The organism is Paenibacillus senegalensis JC66, from assembly GCF_000285515.1.
Taxonomy (GTDB): Bacteria; Bacillota; Bacilli; order Paenibacillales; family NBRC-103111; genus Paenibacillus_L; species Paenibacillus_L senegalensis.
In genome coordinates this window covers 73,524-88,045 of record NZ_HE610959.1, presented here as the reverse complement: position 1 = coordinate 88,045, position 14,522 = coordinate 73,524, and the positions used below count along the sequence as shown (strand labels likewise).

The following is a 14,522-nucleotide window of genomic DNA, read 5'->3' as shown; positions in this document are numbered from 1 at the left end:
TCAATACAGCTTGCGCCGGCTGCCGAGAAGGAGAAAGACCAGAGTAAATAAAATTAAGTTCAGCAGGGGAACAATCAGTTCCCAAAGAGGCGCTTTATGCAGAGTAAGCTGCAGGGCTTCCATATACCAGTATGTAGGCAGCAGCATGGCTGCTTTTTGTAAAGCAGGAGGCATGATTTGAGTCGGCCACATGATTCCCCCGAGCATCGCTAAAAGCAGGATAACGCTGAACAAGATAGCTAAAGACGTTTCCCTGCTGCGGAAGAAAGAGCACCAGGCTAGAGAAAAAGCGATGGCAGAGAAGGTGAACACACTGTAGACGAGCAGCAATGGAATCACAGGCGGCAGCTGACCGCTATGAACGAACTGCCCGCTGGCTGCTACAATGACGCACTGACTGATAAGCAAAATGGAGAAAGCCAGCAGATTTTGCCATAAATAAGAGAGATGGCTTACAGGCGCCGTGCTGATGCGGATAATAACACCGCTGGAGCGGTCCGCGATCATCAGGTGGACGAGCTTGGCTGCGACAAAGAGCAGAAACACGCCGAAATAGTGGTAACCGAGAGGCAGTGCAGGCCAATCGATGGAGGGCATAAAGATGGCCAGCAAGGGTACCGCAATTAGCAGCAGCAGAGTGCCTTTATTGCGCACGCTTCTTAACAAAGAGTAGCGGAAAATGGTCATGACAGTCTCCTCCTCCCAAGTACTGCGGAAAGCACGGCAAACAACAGCAATTGGACGATAAGCAGCAGCAGGCTGGCATAAGGATTTCCGTAATCGATTTGGGCAACTGGCCCCATTAATGCTGATTGAGCGAGCGTGATTGGATTAAGGAAACCATTGATCCATTCGATCACAGGCCAGACCGGCATCGGAAAAATAATGCCCGCAAGCAGAATAAACCCGATTCCATAGATTTCTGTAAATCGTTCGGCCATTGATATCGTGCTTGTGGAAAAGACCATCGTCAAATGTACAAACTGCGACAGCAGTGAGAGGGTCACGATAATAAGAAGCAGCCACGCGTAATTGCCCCATTCGACACCGAATAGCAACCGGGTGTACAGAACAAGGAGCAAGCCTTGCAGCGTGCTAAAAAAAGTGCTGGCGAACAGTATGGCCGCGGAGTATTTGAAAAGGGAAACAGGGAGCGATTGGATTTTCCACCTCCTTAATTTGACCAGGTCGGCATGAATATAGAACATGGCGTAATTGCCGCTGAAAAGCTGGAATACAATCACCATGGTCATTGCAATATACTGTCTGGAGGAGAGCCCCTCGACACTGTACTCATTGCCAACGATCAGGCTTAGTAAAGTAATAATGGCAAGAGGGACAACGAACAGCAGAATAATCGCGCTGTAGCCGCGCAGCATTCGCAGAATAGAAAAATAAATCATCCGCGCCATATTAGGAAGTCTCCTTTCCGTCGCGAAGCTGCTTACCGGTCAAGGTAAAAAACACATCCTCGAGAGTGGGCTTCTCTGCATTAATGGAACGAATGCCCCCGGCATGGCGGGCAAGGGCCAGCGCCCGGTCCAAATTTCCTGAACCGACAGTGGAAATAATAGTAAGTTTGTTGCCCTCCTGAGTGACGGATTTGACGCCGGCCAGCTGGCGGAGCTGCTCCAGTAATTGCCCGGTAACCTCAACCAGTTCGATCTTGATTTTTTCTTCATGCTGAATATTATCGATCAGATCATCGAGAGTGCCCTGGGCAATGACATGCCCTTGATCCATTATGACGATGCGGGAAGCGATGGATTGAACCTCCTCCATATAGTGGGTTGTGTACAGAATCGTTGTACCCGAGCGCTGCAGCTCGCGTACCGATTCGAGAATATGGTTGCGCGACTGCGGATCAATGCCTACGGTAGGCTCATCCATAATTAACAGCTTCGGTTTATGTGTAAGAGCGCAGGCGATATTCAAACGGCGCTTCATCCCGCCGGAGAAGATGCCCGGTCTTTTGTTGGCACAGTCGGTCAAACCGACGAATTCGAGTGTTTCCTCGATTCTCTTTTTCAGGCCACTGCCCTTTAACCCGTAAATTCCTCCGAAAAAAGCAAGGTTCTCCCAAACGGTCAGATCTTCAAATATCGTTATGTCCTGGGTGACAAGTCCCAGATTGCGCTTGATTTCCATTAGATTTGCCGTTTGCGGTTTGCCGAAACAATGGATCGAACCGGAGTCGATCCGATTCAAGCCGGCCAAGGCATGAATCAGAGTCGTTTTCCCGGCGCCGTTCGGTCCGAGCAGGCCGACAATTTCACCTTCCCGGATGTCCAGATCGACGTGATCGAGAGCCAGGTGCGAGCCATAGCGTTTTACAATGTTATTCATTTGTGCAACAAGCATAAAATTATAACCTCCTAAACGGACAGGTTCGATTTCTTTAACTAAATAGTGAGAAAGTATACCTTATCAGTAATAAAAGCAGGATGCAATCCAGACGAAAATCAGCTTGAGTTATCCCGATCCGCCTATTAACATTATGGCAAAGCGTCTGAAGGGCTAATAGTTACAAATGTCATGATCCCAGTAAAAGGTTACGCTTTTTACCAAAATGCTAGGCCGCCCTAGTCACAGAAAAAATCAGTTAACTGTATTTTTTATTACCTGTTTGTACGAAAGATGAGTTAATATGGAAAAAGGACAGAAATCCGGGACATAGAGCCAGGACAGACAGAATGGATTTGGAGAGTGATTAGGTTGCTGCGGCGTTTTTTCTCTTATTACCGCCCTTATAGGGGGCTATTTATTTTGGATTTCAGCTGTGCCGTGATTGCCGGACTGCTTGAGCTTGCTTTTCCAATGGCGGTGAGCGGCTTTATTGACAACCTGCTGCCCAGCCAGAACTGGCCGATTATCGTTATGGCGTGCCTCGGGCTGCTGGCGATTTACGCTTTGAATACGGCGCTGAATTACGTGGTGACTTATTGGGGGCATATGCTGGGCATTAATATCGAGACCGATATGCGAAGCAAAATGTTCAATCACATCCAGAAGCTGTCGTTTCGTTTTTTCGACAACCACAAGACCGGACATTTGATCGGCAGAGTGACTAATGATTTGAACGATATCGGTGAGGTAGCCCATCACGGGCCGGAGGATGTGTTCATTGCCATCATGACGCTGGTCGGTTCCTTTACTCTAATGGCCTACATCAATCTGGAGCTGGCGCTGCTGACTTTCGTTATCGTACCTTTGATGGCCTGGGTAACGATCTTCTTCGGACGGCGAATGACAAGAACGTACCGCAGACTGTTCGGCAATGTCGGAAATTTCAATGCGCGAATTGAAGACAATGTGGGCGGCATCCGTGTAGTCCAGTCGTTTGCCAATGAGGAGCATGAAAACAAACTGTTTGCGGTCGAAAACCAGAAATTTCGGGAAACGAAGCTGCTCGCCTACAAAACGATGGCTAAAAGTATTTCCATCAGCTACATGATGATGCGCCTTATTACCGTATTTGTCATGATTTGCGGCGCTTGGTTTTATATTGAAGGCAAAATCGAGATGGGCGAATTTATGGCGTTTGTGCTGTTATCCAACATTTTCTTCCGGCCTATTGAGAAAATAAATGCCGTTATCGAAAGTTACCCGAAAGGAATCGCCGGATTCAAGCGGTATATCGAAATTATCGATACCGAGCCGGACATTGCCGATGCCCCGGATGCCGTTGATCTAGCTTCTCCAAAAGGGGATATTCGCTTTGAAGGCGTATCTTTCGGCTATGAGAAAGACCGCAAAATTTTGAACAACATTAATCTGTCCATCCGGCCTGGAGAAACGGTAGCTTTCGTTGGCCCATCTGGAGCCGGAAAAACAACCCTGTGCAGTCTGCTCCCCCGCTTTTACGAGGTGGATGAAGGACGGATAACGATCGATGGCAAGGATACCCGCAAGATCAAGCTGCAATCACTGCGCAAGCATATCGGAATTGTACAGCAGGACGTATTCCTGTTTTCCGGTACGATTCGGGAGAATATAGCCTACGGCAATTTGAAGGCAACAGAAGAGCAAATTTGGGAGGCGGCAAGAAGAGCAGCGCTGGATGGTCTGATTCGCTCCATGCCCGAAGGGATGGATACGGTTATTGGCGAACGCGGGGTTAAGCTGTCGGGGGGACAGAAGCAAAGGCTGTCGATTGCCCGCATGTTTCTGAAAAACCCGCCAATCCTCATTCTGGATGAAGCGACTTCCGCACTAGACACCGAGACCGAAGCGGCGATCCAGAAATCGCTGGCCGAGCTTTCAGAAGGCAGAACGACATTAGTGATTGCCCATCGCTTGTCCACGATTAGAAATGCAGATAGAATCGTTGTTGTGAATGAGCATGGGATCGTGGAGCAGGGCAAGCATGAAGAGCTGATTTCTGCCGGAGGTGTATACAGCCGCCTGCATGACGTACAGGCTGCGATACATTAAGAACATCAAGGCCGATGAAAGGGCCGTCTCCGGCTAGGTCGTTTCAAGACGATCTAGTCGGAGACGGCAGCGGCCAATTTAATAATTTCATCGGTAGGATAGACCGTTGTACCGGGTTTAGTCTGATAAGCTGCTGAATACATGGCCTTCGCGACATCAGAAGCGGCAACAGCTTTATATTTTTTGAGCTTTCCTGCAAAAGCAAAGGACAATAGGGGCAGCAGCTTAGAAGCCAGGCCTTCGCCAAAACGGAACTCCTGACGCTTCCCAAGAAGAAGTGAGGGCTGGAAGATGCTTAAGGCAGCGAAATCGAGTGATTTCAAATCAGCTTCGAGCCTTCCTTTGGTCCGCAGATAGGCGTTCGGAGAGTCCGCGTTGGCGCCAATTGAGCTAACGACAGCATAATGCCCGACTCCCATCTCCTTGGCCAGGCGGCCCGCTTCCAGCGGATACTCGTAGTCTACCCGGATCATGGCTTCTCTAGTTTTTGCTTTTTTAATTGTTGTACCGAGACAGCAGAACAGGACATCAACGGCAAAATGAGGTTTAGCCGAGTCCAGGCTGTTAAAGTCTAGTATGATTTCTTGAAGCTTTTCATGCTTAGCTCCGCCAGATTTGCGGCTTAATACAACAACGCGGCCGAAGTGCTCGCTTTCCAGCAAAAGCTTCAGCAAATGACCGCCGACTAGTCCGGTAGCCCCAAGCAATAAAGCGGTTTTTTGGCTCATACCCCCAGCTCCTCAGCGTTAGATGATAATAAAAAATGCGTTCTTCAACGAGGCTTTAAATATGCTTCTATCTTACGAAATCTTCTGCGAAAACGCCAATGATCCCTCGAACCTCTAACGGAATAAATAAAAAAACGCCTGCAGCCGTGAAAAGGAGGCTGTAGGCGGAGGAGGAAGGGGTGAGGGCATGTAATTAATATCAGAAATAATTAATGGAATTAATAAATAACGTGATAAATTATTCGCCTTCCACGATGCCTGATTAGGAAAATTAAGCGTTCAGCTGCAGCAGTTCTTTTAAGATCGCTTGCCGCTCCCAGTCTATAAAAGGGGTTTCTTCCGTTTCCCCGCGGATTGTCACCTTAGTAACCTCAATGATATAGGCGGGAGTGGTATTTGTTGTCCTGAAGGTTAAGCTGAGACGACCGCTAAGCTCGGTGTCATAGCCGAGACGGCGGAAGCAGCGAATAAAGTCAGCTACGGTGGGCTCAGCATTTTGATCCAGCATGAAATTGGCTCGCAGCAGCTTTATCTCGCCGTCTTTGTTCAGCTTGAAGTAAAACAGACACTCTTTTTTCATGATAAAATCCTCCCTTCTATAATTTAAGTATAGAGGAAGGAGGGAACTGATAATGTGAATTAAATCACATAATAAACGGCATAATTGTGTATGGCTTGTGACTTGTATATAATTGCTTCTGCATACTTTGCTATAAAGACTCCTAAGAGGCGCGGGGAGCTGCCTGAGCTGCCCGCGCCTCTTAGGAGAAGGATCGGCCTGGTTAGGAGCGGATTGCAGAAGCGTTTCGCTGTTCGGGAGTCAGCACCTCATTCAAGCTGCCTGAGCGGTATCCCTGCAAATCCATCGTGACATATGAATAACCGATCTCTTTTAGCTTGGCATGTATGGTTTCTGCCACAGCGACAATCTCGGGAAGGTCGGCAGGAGGAACCTCAATCCGCGCTAATTGGTCATGCTGCCTGACGCGTACCTGGCGAAAACCCAGCTGAATGAGGAAGTCTTCTGCCTGGTCGATCATCGACAATTTATAGGCGGTAATCGCTTCCCCATAGGGAATGCGCGAGGATAAACAGGCAAAGGAAGGTTTATCCCAGGTGCGAAGGCCGAGCTGGCGTGACATATGCCTGATCTCAGACTTTTTTATACCGGCTTCCATTAAGGGTGCCCGAACTCCTTGCTCATGCGCTGCAACCAGGCCCGGACGATGATCCCCCAAATCATCGGCAATCGCACCGAAGATGACATGATCGTATCCGCTGTCCTTGGCGATCGGCTTCAAATGATCAAACAGCGAATTTTTACAGAAATAACAGCGGTTGGTTGGATTCTCCGCATAGCCGGGAATAGCAAGCTCACTAGTATGAATAACTCTGTGGTGAGCCCCCAATTCCTTGGCGAGCTGTATCGCTTCATGCTTTTCTCTCTCTGGATACGTTTCAGAATCGGCTGTGATAGCGAGCACCCGGTCTTTGCCGAGAAACTCCAGTGCGGCTTTTAACAGAAAAGTGCTATCTACACCACCGGAAAAGGCAACAACCACCTTTCCCATGGAATTTAGGATTTCGCCAAGCTGAGCATATTTATGTTCTATGGTTTGCATACGGCAGACCTCCAGGTGTTTTCGTTTATAACTGTTATCTAAAGAGTATCATTAACAATTCATGGAGTACACCGTTTTCTTTATGATGCAGACTTTCATTTTCGATAAAGACCTGCAATATCACGGGAACAAAATAGCGCAAAAAAGCGTGAGAGGATCGGAGAAGGAAAACGATCGTCCCGGATTTTACAAAAAAATAAAATTGAAAGGCTTTACAAGAAACTAAAATAGCAGTATATTATTTAATATTATTGAACGTGTGCGCTGACAATTGAATAAGCTTTACCTGGAGGAGCCTGCCATTGCAGGCTTTTTTTGTGTTTTTTTCATTATACGAATCCATTTCATGAACCGGTTTTAAATTTGTAAAATGGATTCATAATATCAGCATTGTGCATAGACCCAGTAAAGTTTTTAATCCAACAGGTGTAGAGATCAAGCAGTTTTTTCTATATCTTGGTACCTCTTGGGATGAAATAAATTATGCATGATGCACACACACTATAATTTTCCAGTCAGTTAGAAGACAAGGAGCAGATCTGAACATGGCACTACAGGCACTGATTAATTTTATTATCGCGTTTACATGGATGTTTTTACACAATGATTGGTCTTCTTCCACCTTTGTTGTCGGCTATGTAATCGGAATTGGCATCATTTGGATTCTTCGCCGTTTTTGGCCGGGTGAACTATATTTGGTCCGGCTATGGGCGGCTCTAAAGCTGCTTCTGCTGTTTATCCGTGAATTAATATTGTCTTGCTGGACTGTCATTAAACAGGTCCTTCAGCCACGCATGACTAATCGACCAGGCATTTTTGCATACAGCACTTCGCTGAAGACGAATTGGGAAATCACGCTGCCGTCCTGCCTGATTTCGCTGACTCCGGGGACGCTTACTCTGGAAGTATCCTCGAATAACAAAACGTTATATATTCACGCCATGGACGTAAAAGAAGTAGAATCACTTACCAGCCAAATCCGCGGCACATTTGAAAAAGCTATCATGGAAGTGACCCGGGGGAAGGAACGGCTGCAAAGGGAAGCTAAAAAAGACAGAGACACAAATTAAAAAAGCATGCCCGGTAGTAAGAAAGCGAAAGGGTTGCGAGGGAAGCAGGAGCATCCATTACCGGCAAGCGCGGGAATGCTATTGGTTTTTTTACCGATTCTTACCGCGTGGGTCTGTGCCGTTCACTTTCCCATAACTCCGCCATATAATGGCTTAAGAGAATTGAACTTCTTGTTAACCCGCACGGGTAAAGGCTAGTCCCATTGCCTAGCCAGACTAAGCGTTACTAGTTTACAGCCGAGAGGGGGGAACTCGTATGAGCAAGAAGGAGCGTTCTATGCCCTATTTCAAGTCCGCCCCTTTGACCGTATACAGACATCCGGGTTTGGTTCTAAAACGCCAAATGAGAAGAAGAATAGTCAAACCGCAATGGGATGCAGGAGCTGTACAGGATAAGCCGAAAAAAGTGTACAAGGCAAAGCTGGAAAAATCATCTTCGGTCACGAATCAGCAAAAAACAGAGAAGCGTTCGACTCTGATTGCAGAAAAGGCCGGCAGTAACAATGGAGGCCGGCGCCAGTCCCGAAGATTAATCGTGCAGCGTAGCAGCAGGATAGCCTCACCGAGGCCACGTTCCGTACTTACTGATGCACACAGGTCTGCGGTTACAGAAACGCATACTTCTCACCATGATCAGCAAGACCACTCTCAGCGCAGTAACCTTTCGCACAGATCTGGTCTAGATAGTAAAAGCTCGCTTTCCGGGGAAAAATTGAGCAGCTTGCTGAATGAACTGGAATGGATCGATGATACGCCGTAATGGAAGAGACAAACCATCTAAACAACGACTGAGAGCCCCCATTACTCCGATCTGTACAGAGCAGGGGAGTGCGAGCTTCATTATTATTTTTTAATAGGGCGGGCAGACAGATTGATAGAATAGAAAAGTTATCAATAATAAATATAAATGTTAACTGTAACTAGACAATCTTGTAAAATCAGTTCAGTGGTTTTCATTGAACATAACCCTGCGGCGCTGGGGTCAGTTAAGTTATCAAAGGCTGCCGCCTGCTGTTAAGGCGAGCCGATGTCCATGAGAGTGGCTTCAGCCAGCAGCGGCAAATGATCAGAAGCTTCCGGGCAGGAATTCCAGGAAGAGACGGAATGAATATGCCAAGCCGGATTCATCCATATATAATCTAATTGAACGGCGGGCTTTAAAGAAGGGAAAGTTCGGCACGAATTTACCGGAGCGGCCTGACTGGCATCGATCAAGTGCCTTGTAAGGGATTTCCATAATCTAGATTGAGGCCGTGCGTTGAAATCTCCCATGAGTACTAGCGGATTGTTGCATTTACGGATGCAGCTCAGCAGCTGTCCTGCCTGTTTTATTTGATAATAAGGCAGCAGGCTCAAATGAGTGCAGTAAACCGTAACCTCACGCTCATTAACTCTTAGACGCGCTTCTAATAAAGCGCGTCTTTCTAATGTCAGCGGATAAGGATTGAGCAAATGGTTATAATGAGCCTCGATAGGGAAGCGGGATAGTATGGCGTTGCCATACTGTGCTGCTTTCGCCTTTCTCCGCGAAAATGACCAATAAGTTAATGCGGCTCCAAATACACCATTCATATCTAAACGATCGGCAAGCCTGCGAAGCTGATCCTCATAAGAGCTTCTGCGTGAAAAATGTCGATCAACCTCTGTCAATGCCACGACATCGGCTTGGCTTTCTTCAATAACTTGAGCGATTCTGTTCAGGTTGACGAGCCCGTCCATCCCTCTGCCGTGGCGGATGTTAAAGGCTAACAGCTTCATTAGGAACACCTTCAATTGTGTATAGTCTGGTAAAATAGTCTATAATCCGGATATAGCGTCGACCTTGAATCTATGTTTCACGAGGGACGCCCATTACTGGGGAGGCATCGGCATGATGCCAACATGAACCCTATAAAGGAGGGGAGAAGAATGTCACAATTCGATATGCCGGCTATCACGTTATTAATCTTTGCTTTTTTGGGGATTATCAGTAAAAATAATTCGATTACGATTGCCGCTGTCGTCCTGCTTTTGCTGCGGATCACCCAAGCTCATCAAGCCTTTCCTTGGCTTGAGAAGCATGGGCTCTCACTAGGAATTGTTATTTTAACGATAGGCATATTGGCACCCTTAGCCAGCGGACGGATCAGCATAGAGGACATCTACCGGTCCTTTCTGCACTGGAAGTCCATTGCTGCTGTGCTGATCGGCATCGGAGTGGCTTACCTGGGCGGCCGCGGGGCTCAATTGATGGTAAGCCAGCCTACTCTTGTGACGGGCCTCGTTATCGGAACGATCATTGGAGTGGCTCTGCTGAAAGGGGTGCCGGTCGGACCTTTAATCGCTGCAGGTCTGCTTTCGCTGCTGATCGGCAAATAAGGAGCTTGCTGATCGGAGGAAGATTACATGCAACAGCCGGCTTACCACCGCTCCAGCTCCCGCTGAAGCCGCTTGACTTCACCTTCCGTCCATCCTTCGAGTCCGGTTAAAGCGGCCCAGGCATATATGGCATGTGTCCCATAGTTGTGTCCGTAGCCCGGAGGCACTTGATTAGCAATCAGCATATCGGCGGAAAGCTGGAAGAAGGTCAATGCCGGGTACCAATGAAACCGATCTGGAAGCAAGCCATCGCGTTTTTGTTCACTAACCCATTGCGGTTCCTTCCAGAACAATTCCCAATTCCATTTAACTACCGGATCGCTTGGGTTGCGGAGATAGATGAGCTGGGGCTTCTTCGCGATCAGTTCATCGAGGGACCAATCGGTACCGGTCGAATTGACGATTCGGTTGTCCTGATCGTATACAGGCAAATATTGCGGCGAGCCGGGATCGCGATTAGCGATAATCTCACGGGTAATCGGGTTGAAGCCCGGTGTGCCGATCAGCAGCGTGCCATCATTGGCGGCCAGCAGTGCTTCCAAGGATTCAAAGGAGGCTTCTGCACCAAAGCTTCCCAGACTTTCGGCAAACAAATACAATTTAGGGCGGTTCCCTTCAGGTATTTCCTCGATAGCTGCAGTGACCTGGCTGATCAATTCCAGAGCAGCTTCCTGCGCCCGTTCCTGATCGCTAAGAAAGGATAGCCAACTGGGCAAATAAGAATATTGAATCGCCACAGTGGCAATATCCCCGTTAAACATATATTCAAGCGGTCGTGTAGATTGAAGATCTACCAAGCCTGAACCTGTTGTAATTACAACAAGCACGGCCTCCCGCTCGAAGGCGTTTACCCGCTCTAATTCCCGGACGGCAATTCGGGCCTGGGCCGATAAATTGTTGGAGAAATCCGTTCCGACATATACCCGGATCGGATCAAGTGCGCTATCCACCATATTGAAGTCGGCTATATGCTCTGCTGTAGGACCTGACGAGACGAATTCTCTGCCATTGGCGCCAAGTGACTCCCAGGTAACCAGAGAAGCGCTGCTTCCGGAAAGCAGCGGGCTCTCCGGCTGCACAAATTCATCCGAGAACGTATCGTTATAGCTGCGGGAGATCCGGTCCGCTATCGAAAGCATGTATGAAGGCAGCTGGTCTGTAACTAACGTTAAAACAACAACTCCGATTAATAGCAAAGCGGCCAATCGTGACAGGAAGGGGGGCATCCGGGTCAGCCACTTTCGTCCAAGCAAATACCGGTAGGCCCTACGGCTCGCTCTGTAGAAAAAACGGAGAATAATTTTAAGTGCATAAGCGATCATAAGGGCCAAAGCCAGTATGCATACGGAGCTGGTAATAAAATTGTCTCTCGGATGCTCCATCTGCATCAAAGTATATGCTTCCCGCTGCCACTCTATCCTCAGATAGAGCTGCCCGATACTAAGCAGCATTCCTCCGATGCCAATTACGATCCATGCGGCTAATCCCCAGCTTTGCGGCAGCTGCCGCGATACCAGCTTGCGAGCCACGGCGGAAATTAACCGCCCTAGTAAATAGCCGGCTACGATGACCACTCCGCTAAGCACTCCCTGCAAAATCCAGGATCTGGGCATAAGCGAAGGGGTGAGGGAAGCCCAGAAAAAAAGGTAGGCAAACCATACGCCAGTAATGCTGTACCGCTTTCGCAAACGCAATAAAAAGGTTTGGATCGATGTCAATGCCATTCGCTGTCTCTTCCTTTATTTATGTTCTCGCACCCTAAAGCTTCCTCTCTGATTTTAAGCTAAATCCGGTCGGATTGCACCTGTCTATTCAGATTTATTGGCAGGCCGCCAAGTGAGCTCCTTCCATTTATTGAATCCTATTTCAAAGCGGGGTTTCTTCCAAAGAGGGGACAGAAACCAAAGCATACAGGCGGCACAACAGTGCAAGGAATGAGCTTTTCTTAGTCTGGGAATACTTTCAAGAAGTTCAGTAATCATCATTTGCCCGGATAAGGGGAGACAGCTGCGTGAAATGGATTTCGTTAACAGGAATATGGCTGAGTATAGGCCTGTTGATTATACAAGCAGGCGGGATGCTGCATCATGACTCTTCGGAGGATAGATTAAACTTGAAAAAGGGTGAAGAGACTATCGCAAGCGTAACTCGATCCGATTTGTCTTATACAGCCTTTCCTTTACTGGATGAGGAAAAATTAGAGCAGTGGCTTCAGCATGTTCATGATCAAGTATACCGGGAACCGATAAACGCAGCAATTGGCTCCGGCGGGGAGCTGAGGCCTGGTGAAAATGGACAAGGATTAGACAAAGAACGGATGTCTGAACAAATTAAGGCTTTCTTTTATAGCCGAGGGTCAGCCGAGATTCAGATACCGATCATTATCCTATACCCAAAGGTGGATAGTGAGCTTTTATTAACGATCATGGAGAAGCCTATCGGGTCCTATGTCACCTATTTTAACTCGCGAAACAAGAACCGTGCTCACAATATTGTACTTGCGGCCAAAGCAATCAATAATGCTGTACTGTTCCCTGGTGAAAGCTTTTCGTTCAATGGTACGGTAGGAATGCGAACAGCGGAGAAAGGTTACGTTCGGGCGCCGATCATTGTTCGTGGAGAGTTGTCCGAAGGAATAGGCGGGGGAATTTGTCAAGTTTCCTCTACCTTGTTCAATGCCATTGACAGGGCGGGTCTAAAGATCGTAGAGCGGTATTCACACAGCAGGCATGTGGCATACGTACCTCCGGGAAGAGATGCAACAGTTAGCTGGGGTGGACCAGATTTCGTGTTTTCCAACCCCTATAATCAACCTATTCTTATCCGTACGTGGGTTAACGGGGGCATGGTTACCGTCTCCATCTTCTCATCAGAAACCATTCAGCACTCACCACGTGTAGTACCCGGTGCCTCACAAGATGTTCCTGAAGAAATTAAGGATGGAGCCATAGAGAAAGCGGGATAAGAAGCGGGGAAACTCGTAGCCGGTGGAGATGGATTCATTCCGCCTGCGTCATTGAAGCTTGCGATCTACAAGGAGCCGCTTGACAGCTTGAACAGAGAGCATTATGCTTAGTATAAGTACATGGCATTGCCAAGTACTTATCATTTGCTCAACTAGTTGGTAATGCAAGATACGGATTTCATCTTCGAAAGTCCTCGATAGAGGTTTTCTCATTTTCAGCTATCTTGTAATGCAATATAGTTGGCCGTCATTCACACGGACTTCGATATAAACGGAGGTGAGGCTATGAGAATGAGGAGCCAATTGTTAAAGGGCATTCTCGAAGCCTGTGTGCTGGCACTCATCCAACAAAAACCGGTTTATGGCTACGAGCTGGCACAAAAACTGAAGGAAAGCGGTCTGCCGGATATTAGCGACGGAACCATTTATCCAATTTTGTTAAGACTTCAGAAAAACAAGCTGATTTATAGTGAAATGAAGCCTTCAATGAGTGGGGGGCCGCAGCGCAAATATTATTATTTAACAGAAGAAGGAAAACAAGAGTTGGCTGAAATGATTGAAGAGTGGAATCAATTGGCAAGGCCTATTTCTTCATTGCTAATGACTAAAGGAGGAATTCAACATGATCAGCACCAAGAGAAAAACGGAGACTCAAATGCTAATTGAACAAAACAACGAGCTGCGGCCCCAACTAAATCCTGAAAATGAGAAGCTTTATAGCGATATTCTAATTTACATCCGTACAGACCTGCGCGTCGCTAGCCTGGAAAGTGAACAGCTGCTTCTAGATTTGCTGCATCATTTACTGGAGGCTCAAGAGGAAGGTAGAACAGCAAGGGAAGTAATAGGCGATGATCCAAAAGTTTATGCAGATGAGCTGATCAATGAGCTGCCCAATGAACAAAAAAGAAATGTAGTCCAGTTTATTGCGATGCAATTAATTAAGCTTCTTGGGTTTATCGTACTTGGACATGGAACGGCCCTCCTTATTGTGATGAGCCTCGGAATTTCAGCTCCGGCTCTAACTGCAGGCGCCCTTTTGGTGCAATTAATCATTTCCGCCCTTTTGGTGGCTGCTGCAGTTCTGATTTTGTTCAAGGTGATTAGATCCGAGTTATTCCAAAATAACAAATCATCGGCTAAAACCTTTTTGCAGGCGGGCTCAATCGGCGCAGGCGTATTTACTGTCATTCTTCTATCCACCTATTATATGCCGGACCCGGGAACGAGCTTACAGTGGGACTGGTGGATATTTATGCTATTGGGAGCATTTCTCCTGCTGCTGGGAAGAGTGGTCAAAGCTTAAAGCCAGGTAAAGGATGCTAAAGAACAAAAAGTCACGAAG

General features: G+C 47.5%; 15 protein-coding genes. 7 read left to right on the top strand and 8 right to left on the bottom strand.

The genetic code is table 11. The features are described from left to right. Genes PSHG_RS12435 through PSHG_RS12425 form a run of 3 tightly spaced genes read right to left on the bottom strand, consistent with a single transcriptional unit; the run spans position 1 to position 2,361 of the window. Positions 1-687: an ABC transporter permease gene (locus tag PSHG_RS12435; RefSeq protein ID WP_010273220.1), complete on the bottom strand. Its 687-nt coding sequence runs from the start codon at positions 685-687 to the stop codon at positions 1-3. Continuing rightward, entirely contained in the window at positions 684-1,412 is a 729-nt protein-coding gene (locus PSHG_RS12430; RefSeq protein ID WP_010273218.1) for an ABC transporter permease, read from the bottom strand. Before PSHG_RS12430 ends, PSHG_RS12435 begins: the two co-directional genes overlap by 4 nt. 1 nt (position 1,413) lies before the next feature. After that, positions 1,414-2,361: an ABC transporter ATP-binding protein gene (locus PSHG_RS12425; protein ID WP_010273216.1), complete on the bottom strand. Its 948-nt coding sequence runs from the start codon at positions 2,359-2,361 to the stop codon at positions 1,414-1,416. A 354-nt stretch (positions 2,362-2,715) separates the two neighbouring features. On the opposite strand from PSHG_RS12425, the gene PSHG_RS12420 reads away from it, so the two are divergent. Continuing rightward, complete coding sequence (locus PSHG_RS12420; RefSeq protein WP_010273214.1) at positions 2,716-4,434, top strand: ABC transporter ATP-binding protein; 1,719 nt, start codon at positions 2,716-2,718, stop codon at positions 4,432-4,434. Positions 4,435-4,487: 53 nt separating this feature from the next. Here the strand turns inward: PSHG_RS12420 and PSHG_RS12415 are convergent, their stop codons facing one another. The 3 genes from PSHG_RS12415 to larE all read right to left on the bottom strand — a co-directional run bounded on the left by PSHG_RS12415 (position 4,488) and on the right by larE (position 6,784). Further along, the gene (locus PSHG_RS12415; protein WP_010273213.1) at positions 4,488-5,162 is read right to left on the bottom strand and encodes an oxidoreductase; all 675 of its coding nucleotides are present in this window, start codon (positions 5,160-5,162) and stop codon (positions 4,488-4,490) included. A 271-nt stretch (positions 5,163-5,433) separates the two neighbouring features. Then, positions 5,434-5,742, bottom strand: coding sequence for a hypothetical protein (locus tag PSHG_RS27495; protein WP_010273211.1), 309 nt, complete (start codon positions 5,740-5,742; stop codon positions 5,434-5,436). Between the two features lie 202 nt (positions 5,743-5,944). Further along, on the bottom strand, positions 5,945-6,784 hold the full coding sequence (gene larE, locus PSHG_RS12405; RefSeq protein ID WP_010273209.1) for an ATP-dependent sacrificial sulfur transferase LarE: 840 nt from the start codon (positions 6,782-6,784) through the stop codon (positions 5,945-5,947). A gap of 545 nt (positions 6,785-7,329) precedes the next feature. Here larE and PSHG_RS12395 point away from each other — a divergent pair. Together PSHG_RS12395 and PSHG_RS12390 are read left to right on the top strand one after the other, a co-directional pair. Further along, positions 7,330-7,854, top strand: coding sequence for a Na+/H+ antiporter subunit E (locus PSHG_RS12395; protein ID WP_010273207.1), 525 nt, complete (start codon positions 7,330-7,332; stop codon positions 7,852-7,854). 256 nt (positions 7,855-8,110) lie between these two features. Further along, positions 8,111-8,614 (top strand): hypothetical protein, encoded by a 504-nt coding sequence (locus tag PSHG_RS12390; protein ID WP_010273205.1) that lies wholly within the window; start codon positions 8,111-8,113, stop codon positions 8,612-8,614. A gap of 254 nt (positions 8,615-8,868) precedes the next feature. On the opposite strand, the gene PSHG_RS12385 is transcribed toward PSHG_RS12390, so the two are convergent. Beyond that, the gene (locus PSHG_RS12385) at positions 8,869-9,612 is read right to left on the bottom strand and encodes an endonuclease/exonuclease/phosphatase family protein (protein ID WP_010273203.1); all 744 of its coding nucleotides are present in this window, start codon (positions 9,610-9,612) and stop codon (positions 8,869-8,871) included. A 150-nt stretch (positions 9,613-9,762) separates the two neighbouring features. On the opposite strand from PSHG_RS12385, the gene PSHG_RS12380 reads away from it, so the two are divergent. Further along, positions 9,763-10,212, top strand: coding sequence for a DUF441 domain-containing protein (locus PSHG_RS12380; RefSeq protein WP_010273201.1), 450 nt, complete (start codon positions 9,763-9,765; stop codon positions 10,210-10,212). 41 nt (positions 10,213-10,253) lie between these two features. On the opposite strand, the gene PSHG_RS12375 is transcribed toward PSHG_RS12380, so the two are convergent. After that, the gene (locus PSHG_RS12375; protein WP_010273200.1) at positions 10,254-11,936 is read right to left on the bottom strand and encodes an alpha/beta hydrolase; all 1,683 of its coding nucleotides are present in this window, start codon (positions 11,934-11,936) and stop codon (positions 10,254-10,256) included. Between the two features lie 287 nt (positions 11,937-12,223). Here PSHG_RS12375 and PSHG_RS12370 point away from each other — a divergent pair, with 287 nt between their 5' ends. The 3 genes from PSHG_RS12370 to PSHG_RS12360 all read left to right on the top strand — a co-directional run bounded on the left by PSHG_RS12370 (position 12,224) and on the right by PSHG_RS12360 (position 14,483). Then, positions 12,224-13,177 (top strand): VanW family protein, encoded by a 954-nt coding sequence (locus tag PSHG_RS12370; protein WP_010273198.1) that lies wholly within the window; start codon positions 12,224-12,226, stop codon positions 13,175-13,177. 285 nt (positions 13,178-13,462) lie between these two features. After that, the gene (locus PSHG_RS12365) at positions 13,463-13,843 is read left to right on the top strand and encodes a PadR family transcriptional regulator (protein ID WP_010273194.1); all 381 of its coding nucleotides are present in this window, start codon (positions 13,463-13,465) and stop codon (positions 13,841-13,843) included. Then, entirely contained in the window at positions 13,800-14,483 is a 684-nt protein-coding gene (locus tag PSHG_RS12360) for a DUF1129 family protein (RefSeq protein ID WP_010273191.1), read from the top strand. The genes PSHG_RS12365 and PSHG_RS12360 overlap by 44 nt, the downstream gene beginning before the upstream one ends. Positions 14,484-14,522: the final 39 nt, after the last annotated feature.

Excerpts from the sequence above, each read along its gene's own strand:
- PSHG_RS12435 (WP_010273220.1), bottom strand. The coding sequence starts at position 687 with ATGACCATTTTCCGCTACTCTTTGTTAAGAAGCGTGCGCAATAAAGGC.
- PSHG_RS12430 (WP_010273218.1), bottom strand. The coding sequence starts at position 1,412 with ATGGCGCGGATGATTTATTTTTCTATTCTGCGAATGCTGCGCGGCTAC.
- PSHG_RS12425 (WP_010273216.1), bottom strand. The coding sequence starts at position 2,361 with ATGCTTGTTGCACAAATGAATAACATTGTAAAACGCTATGGCTCGCAC.
- PSHG_RS12415 (WP_010273213.1), bottom strand. The coding sequence starts at position 5,162 with ATGAGCCAAAAAACCGCTTTATTGCTTGGGGCTACCGGACTAGTCGGC.
- PSHG_RS27495 (WP_010273211.1), bottom strand. The coding sequence starts at position 5,742 with ATGAAAAAAGAGTGTCTGTTTTACTTCAAGCTGAACAAAGACGGCGAG.
- larE (WP_010273209.1), bottom strand. The coding sequence starts at position 6,784 with ATGCAAACCATAGAACATAAATATGCTCAGCTTGGCGAAATCCTAAAT.
- PSHG_RS12395 (WP_010273207.1), top strand. The coding sequence starts at position 7,330 with ATGGCACTACAGGCACTGATTAATTTTATTATCGCGTTTACATGGATG.
- PSHG_RS12390 (WP_010273205.1), top strand. The coding sequence starts at position 8,111 with ATGAGCAAGAAGGAGCGTTCTATGCCCTATTTCAAGTCCGCCCCTTTG.
- PSHG_RS12385 (WP_010273203.1), bottom strand. The coding sequence starts at position 9,612 with ATGAAGCTGTTAGCCTTTAACATCCGCCACGGCAGAGGGATGGACGGG.
- PSHG_RS12380 (WP_010273201.1), top strand. The coding sequence starts at position 9,763 with ATGTCACAATTCGATATGCCGGCTATCACGTTATTAATCTTTGCTTTT.
- PSHG_RS12375 (WP_010273200.1), bottom strand. The coding sequence starts at position 11,936 with ATGGCATTGACATCGATCCAAACCTTTTTATTGCGTTTGCGAAAGCGG.
- PSHG_RS12365 (WP_010273194.1), top strand. The coding sequence starts at position 13,463 with ATGAGAATGAGGAGCCAATTGTTAAAGGGCATTCTCGAAGCCTGTGTG.
- PSHG_RS12360 (WP_010273191.1), top strand. The coding sequence starts at position 13,800 with ATGATCAGCACCAAGAGAAAAACGGAGACTCAAATGCTAATTGAACAA.